The organism is Marinobacterium lacunae (assembly GCF_000705555.1).
Lineage (GTDB): Bacteria > Pseudomonadota > Gammaproteobacteria > Pseudomonadales > Balneatricaceae > Marinobacterium_D > Marinobacterium_D lacunae.
Window position 1 is genome coordinate 90,761 of record NZ_JMQN01000040.1, and the last position, 22,254, is coordinate 113,014.

Here is a 22,254-nt window from a genome sequence, read left to right on the forward strand (position 1 = left end):
TTGTTATTCGTTCTCGAAGATCGCTACTGCGCGGGTCCAGCCTGCCGACGCTCCGCGAATCTTGTGCGGAAAACAGCTAATCATGAATCCCGAATCGGGTAATGCCTCCAGGTTGTGGAGTTTTTCCAGGTGGCAGTAACCGATATCCCGGCCGGCCTTATGCCCTTCCCAGATCAGGCTTTTGTCTCCCGTCTGGGCGATCTTTTCCGCTGTATAGGAGAATGGCGCGTCCCAACTCCAGGCATCGGTACCGGTGAGACGGACACCACGCTGAAGCAGATACATGGTCGCTTCATACCCCATACCACAGCCGGCGGACACATAATCCGAGTATCCGTATCGGCTACCGGCACGCGTATTGACCAACACGATATCCAGCGGCTGTAACTCGTAACCGATCCGTTTCAGCTCCGCCTCAACGTCAGCTGCCGTGGCTACATAACCATCCGGGAAATGGCGGAAATCCAGTTTTACACCGGGCTGGAAACACCACGCCAACGGCACCTGATCTATGGTCATCGACGGCTTGCGCTCACCCAGCGCCGCATCCTGGGTGGAGTGAAAATGGTATGGCGCATCCAGGTGGGTGCCGTTATGGGTGGTACAGGTGACCCACTCGGCGGCAGCCGCCTCACCGTCGGGGTAATCAGCCGCTTCGGTACCCGGGATCATCGCCATGAACTCGGGTAACGTATCCTGATGGGTCTGATAGGTAATTTTCGGCGCCAGCGGAGGCGGGTCCGACAGCACATCGTTTTCGAGGTAGATCGACAGGTCTACAAAGCGCCGCTTGGCTTTCGTAATCATCAGTTAGGTCCTGAACCGGAAGTGGATAAGGCGCCCGTTCGAAGAATCAGGCGCCCGGCTATCAGATCGGCTGAGTCAGAGCCTCCTTCGACTCACGCATGATCTGGGCGTGCTCCGCCTTATCGCCGCCGGCAATCTCGATCAAACACAAACGCTCGGAGTTCTTCACCACCATTCGGCAACGCTCCCAGCGGCGGGCATGGAAGTTATCCAGCGCTGTCTGAAGATCATCATTGGCGGCCAGTTCCTGGGCGAGCACGATGCCGCTCTCGATACCGATACCGGCACCCGATGCCAGATGCGGAGTGGTCGCGGCGACGGTATCGCCGATCATGACCAGGCGGCCGCGGTTCCAGGGTTGGGGTACGAGCAGGTTGGCCAGCGGGCGATAATCGATATTGGCCTCTTGCTTCAGTGCATGAGGGATGAGCGACCTCACCATGGGGTCGTCAAAGTGGGTCATCAGATCGCTGAATACCTGAGGCCAGGTTTCGGGATCGATATGCTCCTTGGTCGGGCGGTCCTCGGTGATAAACATGTACATATGGGTTTTAGAGACCGGGTTGATACCCAGTTTGAGGTGTTTCCCAAGCCACATGCGGGGACGCTCCAATCCCTCTGGACGCGGCATCACGGCGCGCCAGACGCCCTGACCGATATACTCGGGCTCCTTCACTTCCGGGAAAAATTCCGCCCGTAGTTTGGAGTGCACACCGTCGGCCCCTATGACCAGATCGTAGCGACCCTGGGTACCATCGGTAAAACTGACCGACACGGAATCATCGGCCAATTCGACCTTTTCGAAGGTGCATCCCAACCGCACCGAAACGCCGGCGCCACGGGTGGCATCCGCCAGCATACGCGCCAGGGCCGGGCGCATAATGCCACCGCCACCTGACACATCCGAACCGACCGGTTTCGGTGTCGGCAGTGTGGCAAAGTGTTTACCATCGGCCATACAGATATCGACACCGTCGGAGACGAAGCCTTCATCCAGGAAACGCTGGTATAGCCCGAGCGATTCCAGCGCCCGCAGTGTGGCGCCGTTGATCGTGATACCGGCACCGAGCGGACACCAATCAGGATCGATCTCGACCAAATCGACCTCTATCCCGCCTTTTCTCAGCTCTATCGCCGCAGACATCCCGGAAAACCCGCCGCCAATCACAAGTACTTTATTAACCGCCGTCATGTTTTTTCTCCTTATATTTCAGCTACACCGTGACTCGAACATCACGGTGCCCTCTGTATCTTCGTGTACCGTCAGTTCTTGAAGCCGTTTACCCGGACAGGGGCCCTGTATGCACACCCCTGTAGCTATCTCGAACAGCGCACCATGTGCATAGCAGGTGATATGCGTGCCTTGACTGTTCAGATACCGATCTTTGCGCCATGCCATGGGGGCTCCGGCCACATGGGGGCAAGCGTTCAGCCAGCCATAAAGCCGCCCGTCGCTGCGAACCAGAAACACAGAATCCCTCCCCTCTCCATGCGGATCGAAACCGCGAGATTCGCCTTCAGGCACATCCTCGGATCGACACAACGGGATCAGCCTGGTCAGGGTCTCCATCCTCTCCCCCTTATCCCTGCGCTGCGCTTTCCGCCAGGTTCATCAGGCGGCTAAAAAGTTGCTTGAACGCGGCATCGGTATCGGCGTCGAAGCGAGGATCCTTATTGGCTTCAAAGGCTTGCGCCATCGCCGCCCAGTCCGAAGGCAACAGGTATTGCCGTGCAGCCGGCAACACCTGCTCCTCTTCGCTCTTCATGTGCTGCCACTGCATCTGAGCAAACTTCTCCACTTCAACGGACAGTCGAGCGATAGATCCATTGATGCCGGACTTGCACAGATTCAGAGCCGCGTGGATATCCGATAAGTAGCTCGCACCGAGCTTATGTTGATGCTCCAGCTCCTCCAGCACGGCATCGCACACCTCTGTGCGCTCACGCAGAGCGGCGAAAAGATAACGATCCTCTTTGGGGTGATGCAGGGTCTCGGGAAAACGTTCGATATAGAGGAGCATCGCATCCAGCAATGCGAAGTCCGGATGGGCCTCAACTCGATGGGCTTCGGCGATCAGATGCTGGAGCCCGCGAATGACCGCGGCCAACGAACGATGCTCTCTTTTTATAACCGCGATCGCGCGCGTCTCGTCGTCCGCTCGCAGATTGCTTTCGACCTGCGCCACCAGCACGGGCAAGGTGGTGTCCTGTAGTACCTTGCGCGTGACAGATCCGTGTAATACCCCCTTCAACCCTCGGTGGCCATGTGACGCCATGAAAATCAGGTCGCAACCCAACTCCTTGGCCGCAGCGAGAATTGTCCGTTCGGGATGATCACTGGTTTTGATAAGTGATGAGGCCGAAACTCCTGCGGCAAAGGAGGCAGCCTCGGCTCTGGAGGTAATCCCGTTCGAGTTCCCCCTGGCCGCCACGGAAAATGCGTCCGGCGCCATCGCCTCGAGCAAAGCGCCATCGGAGCTTGCGCCAAAATCGGGACGGGCATGGAAAAAGGTCACACGTGCATTGAGGCTGCGAGCAAAGGTGATCGCTTGTTCCACCATTGCGTCGGAAAGCGCCGATCCATCTATGGGTACAAGTAGATGCTGGTACATGTCAGCTCCCGTACTGGTTCGATGAGGTTGAGGAGATCGGCTTCGTACGCTTCTGTCCCAATGTTTCCAGCGCAGCATTGATGTTTGCTTCCGCTTTGTCGGGTTTCATCAGGAAGTGAGCCAAGGCCGGTAGCAATACCAACGCCCCTAGCATGTTCCACAGGAACATGAACGCCAGCAGCAACCCCATATCGGCCTGGAATTTGATTGGACTGGCAACCCAGGTCACGACACCGACCGCCAGTGTCACGCCGGTGAGCATGACCACCTTTCCGGTGAACCGCAGCGCCCGCAGATAAGCCTCCGACAGGGTTGCGCCCTGGCGCAGTTGCGCCTGAGTCACCGAAAGAATGTAGAGTGCGTAGTCGATACCGATCCCCACACCCAACGCGATGACCGGCAGTGTCGCCACCTTGACGCCCATGCCGAGCGCCACCATCAGTGCCTCGGCCAGAACCGAGGTCAGCATCAATGGGAGTATTGCAACCACCACAGCGCGCCAGGACCGGAAGGTGATGAAGGAGAGCAGGATCACCGCGCCATAGACCAGGAACAGCATGTCGCGCCACGCCTCTTTGACCGCGATATTGGTGGCGGCCTGAATACCGGCGCTGCCTGCTGCGAGCATGAACTTCACATCGTCGGTATCGTTATTCGCGGCAAACATCTCCACGTAATCGACGACTTGAGTCAGGGTATCCGCCTTGTGATCGCTCAGGTAGACATACAGCGTCAGCAGATCGCAGCCGTTGTTATAAAGTCCACGCGGGGCTCCGGCGGTAATGTAGTTGAGCATGCTTTGATTGGGCAGGAACTCATACCATTTCGGATTGCCCTCATTCAGTCCCGACAGGACTCGCCGTGACAGCAGTGATAGTGAATTGGTGGACTCAACACCGGGTAGCTGGCGTAACTGCCACTCCAGCGCATCGACCTTGTTCAGTGTCTCGTATCGGGAGCAGGCATTCGCCGGGGTTTTGATCATCACCGCCAAGACATCACTGGAGGCGCCGTAGTGCTGGTTCATGAACGCCACGTCACGGTTGTAACGGCTATCCGAGCGCAGCTCGGGCGCGCCCTGATCCAGATCGCCTATCTTCAGTTGGGTACTGACGGCAAAGCCTGCTACCGCCAGGACAGCACCACCGAGAATAGCCGCCGTCGCCCAACGGCGTCCGGTGAAGCGGTCGAGCAGATTCCACAGCGCCTGTTCGCGGGTGGTTTTATCAGTGCTGGACTCGCCGGCGATACTGCGTTTGGCTGCCTCATCGCTAACTCCGACATAGGAGAGCAGGATCGGAAGTAAGATCAGGTTGGTGAAGATCAGCACCGCCACGCCGATCGATGCCGCAATGGCCAGCTCGCGGATCACCTGGATATCGATCACCAGCAGCACAGCGAAACCGACCGCGTCAGCCAGCAGTGCTGTCAGCCCTGCAAGAAACAGTCGACGGAAGGTAAAGCGAGCGGCCACCAGCTTGTCAAAGCCGCGCCCTACATCCTGCATGATGCCGTTCATCTTTTGCGCACCGTGGCTCATGCCGATGGCGAAGACCAGGAATGGCACCAGGATCGAATAGGGATCCAGCACATACCCCAGTGTCGGTAACAGACCAAGCTGCCAGATAACGGCGGTCAACGAGGCAAACACAACCAGCAGTGTGGAGCGCACGCAGCGGGTAAACCAGAATACGGTAGCAGTAGCGATGACAACAGCCATGGCAAAGAATGTGAGCACCGACCGAACCCCGTCGATCAGGTCACCGATGAGCTTGGCGAAGCCGGTAATATGGATCGCAACACCCTGGGCTTCATACTTCCCTCGCAACTGTTCCAGCTTGTCGGCAAAGACTGCATAGTCCAGCGAGTTGCCATCGGCATCGGTATCCAGCAGTGGGAGGTAGATAATGCTTGAATTACCGTCCACCGCTACCAGTTGCCCGATCTCCCCCGAGCGGGCGATGTTGGCACCCAGCTGTTGCAGACTCTGCGGAGAACCATCGTAACCGTCCGGGATCACAGGGCCCCCTTCCAGCCCCTCTTCGGTCACGCCGATCCAGCGGGTACTGGGGGTCCACAACGATTTCATCTGAACACGGTCAACCCCCGGCAACAGGAACAGCTCGTCGCTGAGTTGGCGCAGCGTTTCCATATAATCGGCGTCGTACAGGGAACCGTCCGGGTTTTCCACCGCCACTCGCACGGCATTGCCGAGGCCAGTCAGCTCACTCTGGTACTGAAGGTAATTCAGGATATAGGGCTGGCTACCCGGCAACGTCTTTTCAAAGCTGGCGTTGAGTTCCAGTTTCAAGGCCTGCCATCCCAGAACCGCCGTGATAACTGCGCAAAGCAGGACAACCAGAAGCCGGTTATTGAATAGCAGCCGCTCGATAATGGATCCCGAACTCGGATCGAACGGCTCCAGACTGGATACGGAGGGAGGGGCGGTATACTTCACTTTTTATCTCCTAGATCGACCTTGAAAACGCCCTGCACGCTAAGTGCAAGCAGCTCTCCGGTATCGGTCGCGAGGATATTGGTAAGCGGCGGCATGGGAGGCACAGGCAAGCGAACGAGCGCGCCGTTACGCACCTCCATTACCATTCCGGCCTGATTAACCATCAGCACAGATCCGTCAGGCCGCGCCAGCACAGCGGTGATCGAGGCGTCGACGGGGGTATCCAGCTGTTGCCAGGTCGAGCCGTTATCGCTGGAGTGCCAGACGTTGCCACGTAGCCCAGCCAGAAGGATTTCGTCGCTGCCGAGCAGCTCGGCGGCAAAATAGCTACCCTCGTAGGGTGGTTCGAGCTCTTTGAACAGACGCCCGCCATCCAGTGACAAGCGGATCAGCCCTTGCTCTCCGGCTATCAGTACACGCCCCCCGTTACGGCGAATCGCATACTGATGCATGCCGAAATCATTACCCAGACGATCCTGCCAGGAGTGCCAGGTCTCACCGCCATCTTCGCTACGTAATGCGACCCCATAGGCACCGACAACAGACAGGTCATCAGGCCCGTCCACCAGCAGATCCAGCATCGGCTTGTCAGGGCCATCGGCAACCAGCCGCTCAGCCATCAGGATCGCCGTCTCTTCGCCGCCGGCTTTGGCCTGTTCAAGTGCCATCTGAGCCACCTGCTTACCATCCAGCAGTTTTTGCCAAGACTCACCTGCATCGGTCGATTTCAGTACTGTTCCGGCATGGCCAATCGCGTAGCCTGTCGTGTCGTTGGCAAACCGCACCGCGGTGAGCGTGACACTGACAGGAACTCTGCCCTGCTGCCAATGCATACCCTTATCATCGGAAAACAGAATCAATCCCCGCTCGCCAACCACTACGATCCGCTTTCCGGCCATCGCGCCGCCCAGCAGCACTGAATGGGCACCGCGTTCTGTCACCACGGCAGGTCGATCCAGTGCATCGGTCACCGGCGCGGCATAGAGGCAGGTATTCATTCCGGTAAGCGCTAGCGCGCCTGCGATCAGGCTAGTCCTGAGTGCCCGCTTGATGGGTTGATTCATGCACAGCCTCGTTGGAAATTTCATGCCACGCCCTCCTTAACCGGCGCCTTGCTATCGCTCAGACGGGTGAATAGAAAGCTCAGGGTTGCCAATGTCCCGAATAGCAATGCGGCCAGGCCAAGGCTCTCGTAGCCAAAACTCTTGGCCAGCGTCCCCCCCAGCAGCGGACCCACGGCAGCGCCGGTCATCAACATGGCGGGAGTGGCCGCCATCGCACGACCGGATCTGTCGAGCCTGGCAAGCGCACCGAATACAAAGGTGTGGGTAAAGATCATCACCGCAGCGAAGAACGAAGCGGCAGCGGCATAGCCATAGAATGCGGTTGAACTGACGATAGTAAACGCCAGCATAGCCTGGACTACCGGACCAGCCACCATCACAACCTGTGCCGGTATCCGCTTCTCCAGCACCCCTGCCAACGCCGCCGGGAACAGATTGACGAGTCCGAGCGCGACCAAAACGCCGGTGATCGCTTCAATCCCAAACTCCCGTTGATGGCCAACACGCTCGAGAAAACTGAACGTCATCGCTTGAACCAGCGCCATCAAGCTGATGCCCAGGATGCCGAACCAAACGGCTTCAGGTAGACGCTCAGCGTTCGGGGCGGATGAATGCTCGGTCCGACCGGCGCTCTTTGGCGATTGCCCAACAACCGGGAATGTGAAAGCCGATACAGCAGCCGCCAGCATCATGATGATGGCAAATACGACGAAGAGAGCCGCCCCGCCTTTTGCCTCGATCAGACCGGGCGTTGCCCCGAGGAAGATCACCGAAAAGATGCCCAACGCGAAACCGACAATGGAAAACAACCGATGGGGGTGCCCGCTCCGGGCGATCGTTCCATGGGTCACGCTCAGGGCAGCACCGACGCAGAGTCCGGCTATTCCATGCAAGATGCCCATTAGCAGAAAGCTTTGAGTTCTGGAGACCAGCGCAAAACAGACACCAACCAGGAGGAAGCCAAGGCTGGCGACCGCTTTTGTGGGCAGGCGGTAGAATCGCGGCGCCAGCGTTACACTGGCGATCACCGCGCCCAGCAGGAACAGTGTCACGAGACTGCCGCTCTGTTGAGGGTCCAGTCCGTAATGCTGAATCAAGGTGCCGATCCAAACCGGTAGTGCAACCAGATCCAGCATCCCTGCGCAATGGGCCACCATGAGTGCTATGCAACCACGCGTACCAAAGTTCATAGCCATGACTGCACGCCTCCGGCAGTTTGCGCCGGCTTGAGGCTCGAGCCCACAATGCGACTGAGTTTCAGGCAACCAAACAGCATCGTGCCTCTCCCGTTGTTATGTTTATTGTCACCGGAGCGCCCCCTGGGAGCGCTCCGCGTTGGGTTTTCATCATTAAGGTCGGACTATTGCGTCAGGCGTAATCACCCTTCGCTGTCGAATCGGGACCCGGCGCCCATTTTTTGCGGTAACCCAACAGGAAGGTCTGGGAGCTATCGGCACCGAGGCTCGACACACGGGGTACCCAGTTGGCATCGTGCAGGTCCATGTCGGCGTCCATCTCCATATGGCAACCGAACGGGCTGTTGAAATACCAGAACCAGTTGGAACCGAAGATATGGCGACCCGGCCCCCAGAAGGGTTGATAGCCTTTCTCCACGAACCGCGAACCGTTCTGCAACACCTCGGTGGGACCGCCAAAATGGAAGGTGAAGTGCTCTACACCCTTCATGTGGGGCGGTGCACCGATCAGAAAGTGAGTGTGGTGATCCAGTGTTCCTGCCGGCTGGATAAACGGGCCGACACCTTCGAACCGGTCGGTACAACGGAACCCGAGTCGCTCCACATAGAACGCCTCTGCCTTTGCCACATCCGGAACGAAGTAAACGATATGCGAGAGTGTGCGGGGATGGATCTGACCCGCGTCGTCGTTGACGCCCAACTGGTTTACGGCGCGCTGTAGGGGTGCCCCAGGCACATTGGCAAGCTCACCCATCTTTTCCACGGATCGGCGCACAGTGACCTGAAAACCCAGCACGAAGCCTGAGTCATCCACGGACTCGATAGAGCCATCCTCCAGGTAACGGACGTCACGGTCTTTGGACAACTCATCCGCGATCGCCTTCAAAGTTGTCTCATCAGCGACACCCATGACGGTTTTGCGCAGCATGCTGCCGGTTTCCATCGCCTTGGGCAGACGTTCGTCAGAGGCGTGAGCGATGATGACGGATGTACCATCCAGCGCCTCGAAGCGACCACCTTTCTCGGTGGCAGCAACAGGGATCAAGCCATAATCCGTTAGATACTCGGCGCAACCGGCCACATCATCGACACCAAAAACAACGGCGTCCAAACCTACAATTTTCATTGTTATCTCTCCTGATTCCTATGTATTCATGCCGTGCGACCGCCGAGGGTTTCGGCTACCCAGTCGGCGATATAAGCACCCGCGTTTGCTGAGTTATCAAAGCTGGAGTGCTGCACGCCTCCCTCGCGCTCGGTGAAGATTTTCAGTTCCCGTTTCGGACTGTTGATGAGTTGGTCATAGGTGCGCTGCGCCCAGTGCAGCGGAATTTGGGAATCTTTCTCGCCATGGGTGACCAGGAAGGGAACCTTGATCCGGTCCAGTACGCCATCCAGGTGGACGTTTTCGGCAATCGCCATGAACTCGTCCATATCCTTGGCACCCCAAACCCAGCGGACATGATTCCAATAGTGCGGCACCGGGAAGTCACCCTCTTTGGCCATGCGCTTTTTCTGCACATCACGCCAGTCATGATTGGCACCCCACACAACGCCACAGGCAAAACGCGGCTCGAAGGCGACCGCACGCGGGCAGTAGTAGCCTCCCAGAGAAACACCCTCCATACCGATCCGCTTTGGATCGACATCGGCACGAGTTTCAAGCCAGTCCACGACTTTGCTCGCCCAATGTTCGGTGTCGTAGCGAGCATGCAGGCCCTGCAAACGTAACGCCTCTCCGGTTCCCGGCTGATCGACGATCAGTGAAGAGACACCGCGTTTTGCCAGCCAGCGCGGCAGGCCAACGCCGTATTTCATCTCTTTGGTGGAGTCCAGGCCATTGACCTGGACCAGAATGGGTGCCGGGCCATCTACACCCTCGGCCCTTACATACAGGGCAGAGAGGTGTTTGCCCTCGTAGGGGATCTCAACGCGTTCGCAGTTCTCTTTCGCCAGATCAATCCCTTTGTTGAACACCTCCAGGAAGCGCTGATACAGGGCCAGCCGTCCCGGCGCACCATGAGCCTGGAGACGCTCGGCAGTGAGAAAATAGGTTGCCGCTCGAACATATTTGTCGCCGGCCGAAATCATCCGCCCCCTGGACTCGTCTTCGTCAGCCAGTGAGCAGAGCTTATCTGCCATGCGTGACCAGGTTTCCCTGAACGCCTGTGTACCCGCTGCATCCGGCGCTTTCGCGGCCTCTTGCAGAGGCGCACACATCTCTTCGATTTCGCCCATCTTGGCACCCATCTCGATAGCCAGATCGACAGACAGGTTCCAGACATAATTGGTGGGGAAGTAACGGAACATACACTCTCCTATAAAAATCCTTCACAAGGCGAAGAACCATCGATCAAACACCTGGCCGTTGATCGTGCCCAGGCTGTGCCAAACGACACCGGCTCCGCGAATCAATGCAACACTGTTAAAAAAAGCCCCCGGCCAGTCCCTGAGTTTCCAGCGCCGATGCCGGGGGCAAAAGGCGATCCGATCTGTCGCCCCGATACCGGCTTGTAGCCCACAACTCCGGTTTCGAGGCACGAGTATCCAGCTGCCCCGAGGGGGGTAGGAGCAGAAGATTCACTCGTCAGCGGTATCTTCGGGATAGGTGTATAAGGGCTCACACTATCCCGACAGGTTTCAGATCAGTTCGCGTCAGGTTTATCGAACTCCTTGGGCTGCCAGCCCCTGGCCTGTAAACGTGGAGGTTGGCCAGCGCTTAGAGGGTCGATGATGGAATTTCTTGTCATTCAGGACGTTGGCCACATAGCCCTCACCGGACAGGAGATCGTAATAACCGAAGGTCTGTTGCACGGTTCCCGGGAAGTCAGGCATGACATAGTTGAACAGCCAAAGCGATTTCCACAGCTGGCCCTTGCCATCCCAGCGATCACCCAGTACGGCCTGCCAAGTGTCCTCATCCAGGTAATAGAGGCTTCGCGGAGCCTGATGACGTTTTCCGTCAGCCAGTGTTGCTTCCACCACCCAGACACGGTGGAGTTCCCAGCGCACGGCTTCCGGATTCAGATGATGGCCCGAAATAATGTTGTCCTCGCTGTACTGGAGGAAACGATTCTGGTTATACGGCACCAACATCTCTTTCTTGCCGACCAGCTTCCAGTCGAAGCCATCGGTACGGCCGGAAAATACACTCAACTCATCGAACGACATCAACCCTGCTGTCGCCGGTGTCGGTGTATCACAGCAGGCGCTTGGCAGGCGGCGCACCCGTCGCTGTCCGGTGAGATAGACGTATGCCGCGGACTCATCGGCATCCAAGTTGGTCCGTCCGACAATCATTTCGCCGGCACGGATGGGGGGGCCGGCGTTTACTAGGTTCACCTCCCAGTAGTAGCCGTCATAACCATCGGCGGAGCCCTCTTCGAAGTAATAGGGCATACGCTGACGAATCAGGCCATCAGTGGTCAGGACAACCTTGCCATCCGTGGTTATCTGGTACTGGTTAAGGTCAGCCTCCCAGCTGGTACCGCGCCAGGCCAGCAGATGGTTATTGATCGCCTCCAGACCTGTCTTGGGGATTGGAAACGGAATACCGCCGTACGCACCTTTCAGGGTGTAGCCGTCCATTTCGGCATTCACAGCGTTCCGGGCCGTATTGTCGTATACCCATTGCGGAGCGACTGCCGTGCGGTGGGTGGGATAAACATTCAGTTTGTATGTATCGGGATATTTGCGCAGCAGCGCCTTTACCCCATCAGTCAGCTTGTCTTCGTACTGATCCATGTTCTGAGCGCTCACTGTAAACAGCGGCGTCTCATCCTTGAACGGATCGCCCCGGCGTCCACCCGGTTCATCACCGGGGATCTGCTGCGTATAACCACCGGTCCAGGCGGGAATGGAACCATCGGCGTTACCCGCCTTCTCGCCTCCCGATGGGGTTAGCTCAGTACCTAAGTTTGCCGCCTCTTCTGCACTGACACCCGCTAGCGCCGACATCGACACACAGCCAAGTAAAGCAGCGAACAACCGGGCCTTAGGGATTTGTATATTCTTGTTATACATAAAGATCTCCCGAAATCAGAAAGTAGTACTCACGGACAGGGAGATGAAATCCCGGTCTTTGAGTGACTGCTTGAATTGAGCATTGCTGTTGTTGTCCAGCGTCGAGCCTTCGGGACCAAAGAAGGTGACGTAGTTGAGCGAGCCCTGCCACTGGTTCAAATAAAGCACCTTTACGCCGAGGTTCAGATCGCCGCCCCTGTCGACGCCAAATGCGTTACCCAAAGCGGAGGACTTGCCCCAGGTGTAACCCAGACCGACTGAAGGGCTGACGTCTGCACCGGAGAACAACTGGCGGTAGGTCGGCGTATACACCATCCTCAAGCCGACCGCTGACTTGTCCGCGTTCGGGTTAAGCATCTCCTCGTTCTTGTCGACCGATACCCGTGTGTTCCACGCAACCTCACCAACGAAACTGGCCTCGTCAGAGATAAAGCTTGGGCCCAGGCTGGCCAACCAGGAGAACTGGGCGTGTGCCGTTTCACCGACTGCGTAACCGGGGTTGTTGTCGTTGTCGAAATCGGTATGAACACCAATGGTGGGCAGGATGGTCTGGCCGGAGCTGGCCAGAGGCGTATTTTGACGGTAGGAGATTTCACCGGCCAGACTCCAACTACCGACACTGGTCGCGATGCTGGCCCCGTAGGCGCGAATACCCTCATGGTAGACCCAACGATACTTATCCGCGGTCAAGGCCGGCGGGAAACCGTTCAGGTATGTCCAGATGTTACTCGGGCCTGTTGCGTGATATCTGATCGCGTACAGACCCAAATCACTGTCGAGTGACGGTACGTACCAACGCAGCTGAAGACCGTACTGTCCGGTATCGGAGGGTTCCAGGTCACCTGCACGCTCAAAGGTCCCGACCGGACCGGCCAAGATTCTCTCACCCTCAAGAGCGTCACTTCCTGACAGATAGGCACCGGTCGGGATCAGCCGCGCCTTCTCCCACTCGTAGCCCACATAAGCACCCAACGACATACTATCGTTCAACGGGAGATCAACGGATAGCTTGCCGGTGGGGCGAGCCACCTCCTTGAACTGGGAGTTGGGCACCGACAGAAGCTTTACAACATCGAAAGGGGCCTGCCCGCCCGCAATACCGTTAGCGCCGAAGAAGAGACTTTCGCCCCAAAGCAGGGTATGACGACCCAAGCGTACGGTACCCATGTTGTCGCCGACAGGGAAACGGCCGTATACAAACGCATCCAGTATCTCGGCGTCGCCGCCCATTACATCCTGGGTATGATCCGAAAATTGATCACCGGGAACATGGTTGGAGGTGGTTGTATCGTTGTCGTTGCGCCCGTGATACACATCGTCGTACCAAGCAGCCGCACTTACGCGTGCGCCCACATTGCCATATCGAGCGTCGAACTCAGACAACAGATCCAGTCGATTGGAGACAAGACCTTTGTCGAAGTTGTTGTCACCGTCATCCTGGTTGACGTTATTTGGTCCAACAACGTTAAAGCCGGCATCGAACTGCGTGCTTGCAAGCCCCGGCGATCGGTCATCTACACGAAAAGCCGTGCTGTACTTAACGGTATTGTCCCATCGAAGTTGTAGATCGGAATCACCCATCTCGATCTCGAAAGCCTGGGCCGAACCGGTCGCCATCATCAGCGCGCAAGCCAAGGCGGTAGGACGGAAGGGATGCGCCCCTGCCGTGGTAGCTGTCGTCATATCTCCCTCCTCCATTTTATGGAGTTTTTGTTTTTATACGGGCTGGCTCGGTGTCGGATAGAACAACACTCGGAGGCCTGCTATTACGCTGCTTCGAGTCACCCAAGCAGGTATCAACACAGGGAAAAGATACGAAAAGGGTGACCTTTCAGTAAAACGCTTTAAACTGAACCCATGATTCGATGAGATCGAATGGTCATGCCTGGTACTGGAGGTGAGCTGTGCGCTTCAAGAAGCTGGACCTGAATTTGCTGGTTGCATTGGACACCCTGCTGAAAGCGCGCAGTGTCACTCGCACCGCGGAGCAACTGAACTTGAGCCCCTCTGCGGTAAGCAATTCATTATCAAGACTACGCGAGTATTTCGGCGACGAGTTGTTGGTTCAGATCGGCCGCAGGATGGAGATCACGCCGCTTGGCGAAAGCCTCCAGGAACCTGTGCGAGATGTGCTTAACAGAATCGAGAGCACCATCCTGATCCCTCCCGAATTTCACCCGGACAATACCGATCGAACTTTTTCCATATTCGTATCGGATTACACCCAAATTGTCTTTGTTCCACACTTGATGACACTCACCTCCGAACAATCGTCCACGGCAAAATTCAATTTTCTGCCTCAGATAGCCAACCCACATAAACAGCTGGAGCAGGGAGACGCAGACTTGCTGATTATCCCATCGGGCTTCGTTTCGCCGGACCACCCCTATGACGTGTTGTACGAAGAAGACTATGTCTGTCTCATTTGGGCAGAGAGCTCACATGCCCGGTCAGAACTGACTTTCGAACGCTACGCTCAAGCGAAGCATGTCGTTATGGCACCGCCGGCCGGAAGATCCGATTATTTCGAGTATCTGGCGAAAAAAAAATATGGCATCAATCGCGACATAATAACCACGACATACAGCTTCGCAGCCGTTCCCGGGCTGATCGTAGGGACAGATCATATCGCCACGGTCCACACCCGCCTGGCTCGCCTGCTGGTTAAGGCATTTCCATTGCAAATCAGGCCACTCCCCTTCCACATGGATTCGATGAAACAGTGCGCACAATGGCACCATTACCGCAGTAACGACCAGGGTTTGGTTTGGTTAAGAGAGATGCTGAAAGGTGCTGTCACGAAAATGATCAGATCCGGTGAACCTGAATCGACCCTGATCCAATAAACAAGGGAACGCATCTTTGAGCAGAATACTGGGTGAGCGCATATAGCTCACCGGAGAGAGGCTTGATCCCCCCTCCGGTCGCGCGCGTGGCAGAGCCGCCTTCACTCCTCTCGAGGTTCGAACAACAGCGGGTCGCTCTTCACGATCTCAGCCGTACGTTCGATATGAGATCTAAGCAAACGGGCCGCTTCATCGGCATCGCCGGCGATGGCCGCCTCCATAATCAACTGGTGCTCGGAGTTGACATCGCGTTTGTTGTGGAAGGCTCTGGGCGCCGACAGTGTGCGGTAGCGGTTGTGTTGATCCGCAAGCTGTTCGCAGAAGCCTATCAACCAACGCGAATCGCAGCCGGAGATCAGCGCAGTGTGAAAGGCACGATGCAGCGGCTCCCATTCGGGGTTGTCTTCAAACTGGTTGTCGGTCAGTGACCTTGGAGTGCGGTTCAGCCGGTGATGTGCCAGCACCACCGCCTCCTCCCACTCGGTGGTGTGGTTGGCGATCGATTCACGCAACGCAAGCTCTTCCAACCAGCACCGGGTCTTGGTGATCTCGGCGAGGTCCTGTTCGCTGATACGGGCCACCGCGAACCCCCTCAGCTCCCGCCTCTCGACAAGCCCCTCCGACACCAACCGGTTCAGCGCTTCGCGCAAGGGTGTCGCGCTTGCCGAGTAGCGTGCCGCCAGCGCCTCAATCGCCAATCGACTGCCGGGCAGCAACTCACCGCTGATCAGGTCGGTACGCAGTTGGTCGTACAGGCTGGTGGCCCTGGTCGAGCTACCGGAGCCATTGCGGATCGAAGGGGTACGCGCCATGGAATTCTACTCGCAGGATTATCGAGACCAAGTCTACTCGTTGTCGTTATGAAGAATAATATCAAGCCCCACACTAGACATCATTTTATATATAAAAATCAGCATTCCTAAGGTCAGCTAACGATCTCGTTAATAGCACCTATCTATACAAAGTGTATTTAAAACTCTTTTTATATATAAAAACGAACACTATCATCCGTTTGTATATTTATATTCTGTCTACGAAATAACCATAAGAACCTTCGTCATGAATAGCAGCTGTCACGTACAACAGGATTGTCATTACTGCTCTCTGCCGGCGACCTGTCGACATGCCTCACCAGCCCAGGAGCGGGGACAGTGATGACACATACAGCGCTGCTCGGCATCGACATCCACGCCCATGTCGTGCCCGCGCACTTTCCCGCCTGGGTGGACAGGCACATCCCGTCAGGCTGGCCGTCGACCACAGAGGCGGGGTGCCACAACGGTCACTGTCACCGCCATGTGATGATCGATGGCAAGGTGTACCGCACTGTCGACGACAGGTGCTGGAGCGTGCCTCAGCGTCTAGCCGATCTGCCCGGTATGGGGCTGGCCCACCAGGTGATATCGCCGATGCCGGAGCTTCTGAGTTACTGGCTCGATGCTGATCACGCCAGGCCGCTGTTGCGCTACCTCAACGAGACCATCGCCGAGATGGTTGCCGAGAGCGGCGGAACTCTGCTCGGACTTGCCGCGGTCCCGCTACAGGAGGTGAGCGCGGCGATCGACGAGCTTGAATATGCGGTGCAGCAGTTGGGCCTTGTCGGCGTCGAGATCGGCAGCCATATCAACGGCATCCCGTTGGGCGACAAGCAGTTGCGGCCATTCTTCGACGCCTGCGTGGCACTGGACGTTCCGGTGTTCGTTCATGCACTGAAACCGACCGGGATGGACAGGCTGGTCGGACCTTCGCAGCTACAGCAGGTGCTGGCCTATCCCAGTGACGTGGGCCTGGCTGCCGCGTCGGTCATTACCGGAAACCTGTTGCTCGACTGCCCGGCGTTGCGTATCGCGTTCAGTCATGGAGGCGGGACATTCGCCTCTCTGCTGCCCCGGCTGCAGCAGGGCTGGCACACCTTCCCGGCCCTGCGTGACCAGATCGCCGTAGCGCCGGCGGAGCTGGCCCGCCGCCTGTTTTTCGATACCTTGGTTTTCGATACCGCCACACTGCGCCATCTGGCCGCGACATTCGGTACGAGCCAGCTCATGCTGGGCAGTGACTACCCCTTCAATTTTCACGAGAGGCGACCCGTAGACCAGGTGCTCGCCTGTACGTTTTCCTCCGATGTGACTGCCGACCTGGTGTACGGGAATGCGGTGCACTTTCTGGGTCTTTCCAACTATCAGAAAGGGATCTAACCAATGAGCTCTCCTTGGATCAAGGCGTTGCGCAGCGTGGCGCTCGACGTGCCCGACCTGTCGCTCGCCGAAGACTTTTATACGCGGGTATGGCACCTGGAGGTGGTCGCCCGAACCGATGACGCCCTCTTCTTCAGAGGTACCGGCGCGGATCATCATCTGCTGTCGGCACATCAGGCCGAGCGCATCGCGATCCGCAACGTCACCCTGCGCGCACGTCATCCAGGCGTTCTGGAGCGAGTGAGCCAGGCGGTGGTCGAGGCCGGTGGCCGGATATTGCAGCCGGTAGATCAGATTCACGAGCCGGGTGGTGGTCAGGGCCTGACCTTCTGCGATCCGAGTGGACGCGTTTTACGCGTCGTCTATGGCGATCGCTGCCACACCGACACACAAGAGGTCGCCGACCGGCCGATGCGCCTGGCTCACGTGGTCCTGAACAGTCGCAATGTGGAACAGTCCCAACGCTTCTTCGAGTCCGCACTCAAGTTCAAGCTCGCGGACCGTACCCGCATCATGGCGTTTATGAATTGCGATAACGACCACCACTCCATTGCACTGGGCGATGCGGATAACGATGCCCTCAATCACATCGCCTTTCTCATGCCGGATATCGACTCGGTGATGCGCGGTGGCGGCCGCATGCGCGATGCCAATCACCCCATCGAATGGGGGCCGGGGCGTCATGGCCCCGGCAATAACGCCTTCAACTACTTCATCGGCCCATTCGGCGAGGTCATCGAATACACCGCAGAAGTCGAGCAGATCGATGAAACCTACCGTCCAGGCACGCCGGAGGATTGGGTGTGGCCGCCCGGACGCGTGGACCAGTGGGGTATTTCACAGCCGCCTTCGGCAGCGCTGAAGGAGGCTCAGAAGAGCGTGTTCTTTATCAACATTCCGAACGGACAAGCATAATGAAATTTACGACATTCCTGCATGATGGATCGCCACGCCTGGGCGTGGTCGATGGCGATAGCGTAATTGACCTGAACGCGGTACAGCCTCAGGTTCCGGCCAGTCTTCGAGGCGCACTGGAAGCGGGTGTAGACCTGCCGGCCGCCGCCGACGCCGCACTCGGCAGCAACGGCGAGCGGATAGCGCTGGCGAGCCTGGAGTTTGCCCCGCTGATCCCCGAGCCGGGCAAAGTGATCTGCCTCGGACTCAACTACTTCGACCACGCCAAAGAGGGCGGCCGCGACAAACCCGAGTACCCTTGGTTCTTCTACCGTGGCAAAACCTCTCTGGTGGCCCACGGCAAGCCGGGGCGCGTTCCGAAGATCTCCGAGCGTTTCGACTACGAGGCCGAGCTGGGCGTGATCATTGGCCGTCAGGTGCCGCGTCATGTCAGCCAGGAGGCGGCGCTGCAGTACGTGGCCGGGTACACCTGTTTCAACGACATGTCGGTGCGTGACTATCAGAAACGCACACCGCAATGGACGATCGGCAAGAACTTCGATGCTACCGGTGGATTCGGACCTGTCATGGTCACCGCCGATGAACTGCCGCAGGGGGCAGTGGGACTCAACATCCAGTGCCGCCTGAACGGTGAGGTGATGCAGAACGCCGATACCGCCGACATGATCTGGTCCGTGGCCGAGACCATCACCCTGCTGTCGCAATGCATGACGTTGGAGCCCGGCGACGTGATCGCGATGGGTACACCGGCCGGTGTGGGACAGGCACGAACCCCCCAGCTCTGGATGAAGCACGGCGATACGGTCGAGATCGAGATTGAGGGGATCGGCACGCTGCGCAATCCGATTCTCGGCGAGGAGGCATGAGCGATGGGGGCTGAACAGTATGATGTTGCAATAGTCGGTTTCGGTCCCTCCGGCGCGGTTGCGGCCGGCCTGCTCGGTCGGGCCGGGTTCCGCGTGCATGTGTGTGACCGGCTCCATGAGGTATATGACAAGCCGCGTGCCATCGCGTTGGATCACGAGATTCTGCGTGTTTTCCAGCAGTTGGGGGTGGTGGAGCAGGTCGAGCCCTATTATGAGCCCTTCACCGACTCCTGCTTTTACGGCGTGGATGGTCAGTTGATCCGCCGCATGACCATGCTGCCCGAACCCTATCCCCAGGGGTTCGTGCCGTCGGTGGTTTTCACCCAGCCACCGGTCGAAGAGGTGTTGCGCAAGGCGGTCCACGCGCTGCCCACGGTGACGGTCGAAACCGGGCTGACACTGACCTCCCTGCACCAGACGGATGCTGACGTGACACTGGAGCTGGCCGCGGAGGACGGCTCCTCGCGTTCCATCTCCGCCCGCTACGTGATCGGCTGCGACGGCGCATCAAGTACCGTGCGCGATCTGGTCGGTATCAAGCTTGAGGATCTAGCGTTCGACGAGCCCTGGCTGGTGGTCGATGTGCTGGCCAACGACAAAGGGTTGGCGAAGCTCCCGTCCACCAGTGTCCAGTATTGCGACCCCGAGCGTCCCGCCACCTTCGTTATCGGCCCGGGTAATCACCGCCGTTGGGAGATTTCGCTCAAGGAGAGTGAAGATCCTAAAACCGTGGCGACACCCGAAGGGACATGGCGTCTGTTGGAACGCTGGATCACCCCGGAGGACGCCGAACTCTGGCGCCAGGCGAGCTACCGTTTCCATGCTCTGGTCGCCGAGCGCTGGCGTGACGGCCGGGTGTTCATCGCCGGCGATGCGTCCCACCAGCAGCCGCCGTTCCTCGGCCAGGGGATGTGCCAGGGCGTGCGCGACGTAACCAACCTGGCATGGAAACTCCGCGCTGTTCTGACCGGAGAGATTCAGGGTCAGGCGGTACAAACGCTGCTCGACAGCTACGGCATCGAGCGCAAGGAGCATGTACGTCAACTGACCGGAAAGCTCAAGGAGATCGGCGCCGTCATCTGCGAACGCGACGTGGAGAAGGCGCGTAAACGCGATGCGGAACTGCTGGCCCAAGCGGATGGCAAGATTCAGCCAACACCGCGTCAGGACGTGCTACCACCGCTGTCGACCGGACTGATCACTCACACGCCGGGCGCCGGCACACTGTTTCCGCAGCCCTGGATGATGCGCGATGGCCAGAGGATCAGGCTGGATGATCTGGCAGGCAACGGTTGGCGTCTGGTCATGGGGAGTGGTTTTGAGGCGCCCCTGCTGTCCGATCTGGCCGGTGTGCTGAACCTGACCCGCATCGCGCTCGGGACTCCCGATTACGAAGAAGCCGATCAGGTGGTGGCCCAATGGTTTGCTCAGCACAATGCCCGGGCGGCACTGGTGCGACCGGATAACTATGTCTACGGCAGCGCACAGGATGTAGATGACCTGGGCCGGTTGCAACGCGAGTTGCTCGATCGGCTGACCTGAACGGAGCCAACTGATGTCGGTACCTTACACCCTCTACTATGCGCCAGGCGCCTGTTCCCGGGTGACGCTGGCGGCGCTGGAACAGACCGGTGCCCGTTACACCGCCCGCCCTGTTCTGCTCGCCCAGGGCGAGCAGAACAGGGCGGACTACCTGACACTCAACCCCAAGGGCAAGGTGCCGACACTGGTCACCGCTGAGGGTGTGCTGACCGAAACACTGGCCATCGCGCTCTACCTGCATCATCACCACCCGAACACTGGCCTGCTGCCGCATAACGACGCCTATGCGCAGGCACGCACCTGCGCCTGGCTGTCCTGGTGTGGCACCACGCTACACCCGCTGATCTACCGCTTGCGGATGACCGGCCGCATCCATCCCGATGGGAGCCTGCATGGCGAGCTGCAGCGCATCGCACTGGAGGAGTTATGTCGTCAGTTGCAGGTGGCAGAGCAAGCCCTGGCCGGCGGACGCCACTGGATCGATGGCCCACGCTGGACGCTGGCAGATCTCTATCTGCTATGGATCTGGCAGCGTGCCCTGCAGGCCGGCTGCAACCCGATCGACTACCCCGCCCTGCGCGCCTGGGCGCAACGCACAGCCGCAATCCCCGCCTGGCAACGGGCGCTGGCATCCGAGTACCCCCCCCCACCCGTCATAACCCAACAAAGGTTGATACTATGAAATCAATAAAAATGCTGTTGTCCGCCGCCTCTGTTTTCGGGGCTTGCTTACTGAGCATCCCCAGCTTTGCAGCAGACGATGTCTATCGCTTGAAGGTGTCCCATTTTCTGCCCGTCAATCACCTGTTCAACAAGACACTGGAAAGCTGGGCCGAAGAGTTGAAGGCAAAATCCAACGGCCAGTTGCTGCTGCAGATCTATCCTTTAGGGCAGATTGGCCCGGCCCCCAAGCAGTTCGACCTGGCTAGCACCGGCATCATCGACATCTCGTTGGGGCTGACCGGTACAGAGCCGGGACGCTTCCCGCTGACTGAAGTTGCAAACCTTCCGTTTGTCGTTGCCAACAGCGAAACCGCCTCCAAACGACTGACCGAGCTGGCGCCGAAATATCTGAAAAAGGAGTTTCCCGGAGTCAAGATCCTGTATTTGATCGCGACCGATCCGCTTAAATTTCATCTAACCAACCGAGCCATCACCCGCATCGACGACTTCAAGGGGCTGCGTATCCGCTACGCCGGCAGCGAAACAGTGCGCGCCTTCGGCGCCACGCCTGTGTCGGCAGAACCGGCGGAAGCCGGCGACGCGATGGCCAAAGGCACCATCGACGGTGCTCTCCTCCCCTATGAGGGCGCTCAGAGTTTCCAGTTGGGCGATGTCGCCAAATACTCGCTCGAACCGGGTATCAACGCCGCTACTTTCTTCCTGGCTATGAACAACAACAGCTACACGAGCCTGCCGCCGAAGCTGCGCCAGTTGATCGATGACACCACAGGGACGGCAGCGGCGGCACGTATTGGACATCAATTCGACCTGGTTGAAGCCGAGGGTCGCCAATACATGCTGAGCAAGGGCGTCAAAATTTCTACGGCAAGTCCCGCGTTACTCGACGATATGCACCGCCTGACCCAGCCGATCATCCAGTCTTATCTCGCCAAGATGGACACCGCAGGCTTGCCGGCCAGTGACTTCTACACCGAACTGACAAACGCTTCCCGTCCCTGATCTCTGCAGTGAGCCGAGTCGCCTCCGCGACTCGGCTCACTCTCTGA

General features: G+C 58.2%; 19 protein-coding genes. 7 read left to right on the forward strand and 12 right to left on the reverse strand.

From position 1 onward, the window contains the following. Positions 1-3: 3 nt before the first annotated feature. From ADIMK_RS13000 to ADIMK_RS13050, 11 genes are all read right to left on the reverse strand, one after another. The gene (locus tag ADIMK_RS13000; protein WP_036188885.1) at positions 4-807 is read right to left on the reverse strand and encodes a cyclase family protein; all 804 of its coding nucleotides are present in this window, start codon (positions 805-807) and stop codon (positions 4-6) included. Between the two features lie 61 nt (positions 808-868). Further along, complete coding sequence (locus ADIMK_RS13005; RefSeq protein WP_036188888.1) at positions 869-1,999, reverse strand: FAD-dependent oxidoreductase; 1,131 nt, start codon at positions 1,997-1,999, stop codon at positions 869-871. 18 nt (positions 2,000-2,017) lie between these two features. Further along, positions 2,018-2,377, reverse strand: a complete 360-nt coding sequence (locus ADIMK_RS13010) for a Rieske (2Fe-2S) protein (protein WP_036188891.1) — start codon at positions 2,375-2,377, stop codon at positions 2,018-2,020. A 10-nt stretch (positions 2,378-2,387) separates the two neighbouring features. Further along, on the reverse strand, positions 2,388-3,419 hold the full coding sequence (locus ADIMK_RS13015) for a universal stress protein (protein WP_036188893.1): 1,032 nt from the start codon (positions 3,417-3,419) through the stop codon (positions 2,388-2,390). A gap of 1 nt (position 3,420) precedes the next feature. After that, positions 3,421-5,877: an efflux RND transporter permease subunit gene (locus ADIMK_RS13020; protein WP_036188896.1), complete on the reverse strand. Its 2,457-nt coding sequence runs from the start codon at positions 5,875-5,877 to the stop codon at positions 3,421-3,423. Next, entirely contained in the window at positions 5,874-6,965 is a 1,092-nt protein-coding gene (locus ADIMK_RS13025) for a WD40/YVTN/BNR-like repeat-containing protein (RefSeq protein WP_156042911.1), read from the reverse strand. The genes ADIMK_RS13020 and ADIMK_RS13025 overlap by 4 nt, the downstream gene beginning before the upstream one ends. Continuing rightward, the gene (locus ADIMK_RS13030; RefSeq protein WP_036188902.1) at positions 6,962-8,137 is read right to left on the reverse strand and encodes an MFS transporter; all 1,176 of its coding nucleotides are present in this window, start codon (positions 8,135-8,137) and stop codon (positions 6,962-6,964) included. Before ADIMK_RS13030 ends, ADIMK_RS13025 begins: the two co-directional genes overlap by 4 nt. A gap of 172 nt (positions 8,138-8,309) precedes the next feature. Then, complete coding sequence (locus tag ADIMK_RS13035) at positions 8,310-9,263, reverse strand: VOC family protein (protein WP_036188905.1); 954 nt, start codon at positions 9,261-9,263, stop codon at positions 8,310-8,312. 26 nt (positions 9,264-9,289) lie between these two features. After that, positions 9,290-10,447, reverse strand: a complete 1,158-nt coding sequence (locus ADIMK_RS13040; RefSeq protein WP_036188907.1) for an alpha/beta hydrolase family protein — start codon at positions 10,445-10,447, stop codon at positions 9,290-9,292. A gap of 351 nt (positions 10,448-10,798) precedes the next feature. Continuing rightward, complete coding sequence (locus tag ADIMK_RS13045) at positions 10,799-12,160, reverse strand: DUF1329 domain-containing protein (protein ID WP_051692931.1); 1,362 nt, start codon at positions 12,158-12,160, stop codon at positions 10,799-10,801. A gap of 15 nt (positions 12,161-12,175) precedes the next feature. After that, complete coding sequence (locus ADIMK_RS13050; RefSeq protein WP_036188910.1) at positions 12,176-13,843, reverse strand: DUF1302 domain-containing protein; 1,668 nt, start codon at positions 13,841-13,843, stop codon at positions 12,176-12,178. A gap of 221 nt (positions 13,844-14,064) precedes the next feature. Here ADIMK_RS13050 and ADIMK_RS13055 point away from each other — a divergent pair, with 221 nt between their 5' ends. After that, positions 14,065-15,006 carry a LysR family transcriptional regulator gene (locus ADIMK_RS13055; RefSeq protein WP_036188913.1) on the forward strand — a complete coding sequence of 314 codons (942 nt, stop codon included), beginning with the start codon at positions 14,065-14,067 and terminating at the stop codon, positions 15,004-15,006. A gap of 101 nt (positions 15,007-15,107) precedes the next feature. On the opposite strand, the gene ADIMK_RS13060 is transcribed toward ADIMK_RS13055, so the two are convergent. Then, positions 15,108-15,818: a GntR family transcriptional regulator gene (locus ADIMK_RS13060; RefSeq protein ID WP_036188916.1), complete on the reverse strand. Its 711-nt coding sequence runs from the start codon at positions 15,816-15,818 to the stop codon at positions 15,108-15,110. Between the two features lie 342 nt (positions 15,819-16,160). Between ADIMK_RS13060 and ADIMK_RS13065 the strand changes: the two genes are divergently transcribed. The 6 genes from ADIMK_RS13065 to ADIMK_RS13090 are packed head-to-tail and all read left to right on the forward strand — an operon-like array spanning position 16,161 to position 22,207. Next, positions 16,161-17,201, forward strand: coding sequence for an amidohydrolase family protein (locus ADIMK_RS13065; RefSeq protein WP_036188919.1), 1,041 nt, complete (start codon positions 16,161-16,163; stop codon positions 17,199-17,201). 3 nt (positions 17,202-17,204) lie between these two features. Continuing rightward, on the forward strand, positions 17,205-18,116 hold the full coding sequence (locus ADIMK_RS13070; RefSeq protein ID WP_036188922.1) for a VOC family protein: 912 nt from the start codon (positions 17,205-17,207) through the stop codon (positions 18,114-18,116). Next, complete coding sequence (locus ADIMK_RS13075) at positions 18,116-18,982, forward strand: fumarylacetoacetate hydrolase family protein (RefSeq protein WP_036188925.1); 867 nt, start codon at positions 18,116-18,118, stop codon at positions 18,980-18,982. The genes ADIMK_RS13070 and ADIMK_RS13075 overlap by 1 nt, the downstream gene beginning before the upstream one ends. 3 nt (positions 18,983-18,985) lie before the next feature. After that, the gene (locus ADIMK_RS13080; protein WP_036188928.1) at positions 18,986-20,524 is read left to right on the forward strand and encodes a bifunctional 3-(3-hydroxy-phenyl)propionate/3-hydroxycinnamic acid hydroxylase; all 1,539 of its coding nucleotides are present in this window, start codon (positions 18,986-18,988) and stop codon (positions 20,522-20,524) included. Positions 20,525-20,537: 13 nt separating this feature from the next. Beyond that, complete coding sequence (locus tag ADIMK_RS13085; RefSeq protein ID WP_051692932.1) at positions 20,538-21,206, forward strand: glutathione S-transferase family protein; 669 nt, start codon at positions 20,538-20,540, stop codon at positions 21,204-21,206. Next, positions 21,203-22,207: a TRAP transporter substrate-binding protein gene (locus ADIMK_RS13090; protein WP_036188930.1), complete on the forward strand. Its 1,005-nt coding sequence runs from the start codon at positions 21,203-21,205 to the stop codon at positions 22,205-22,207. Before ADIMK_RS13085 ends, ADIMK_RS13090 begins: the two co-directional genes overlap by 4 nt. The last annotated feature ends 47 nt before the right edge of the window (positions 22,208-22,254 follow it).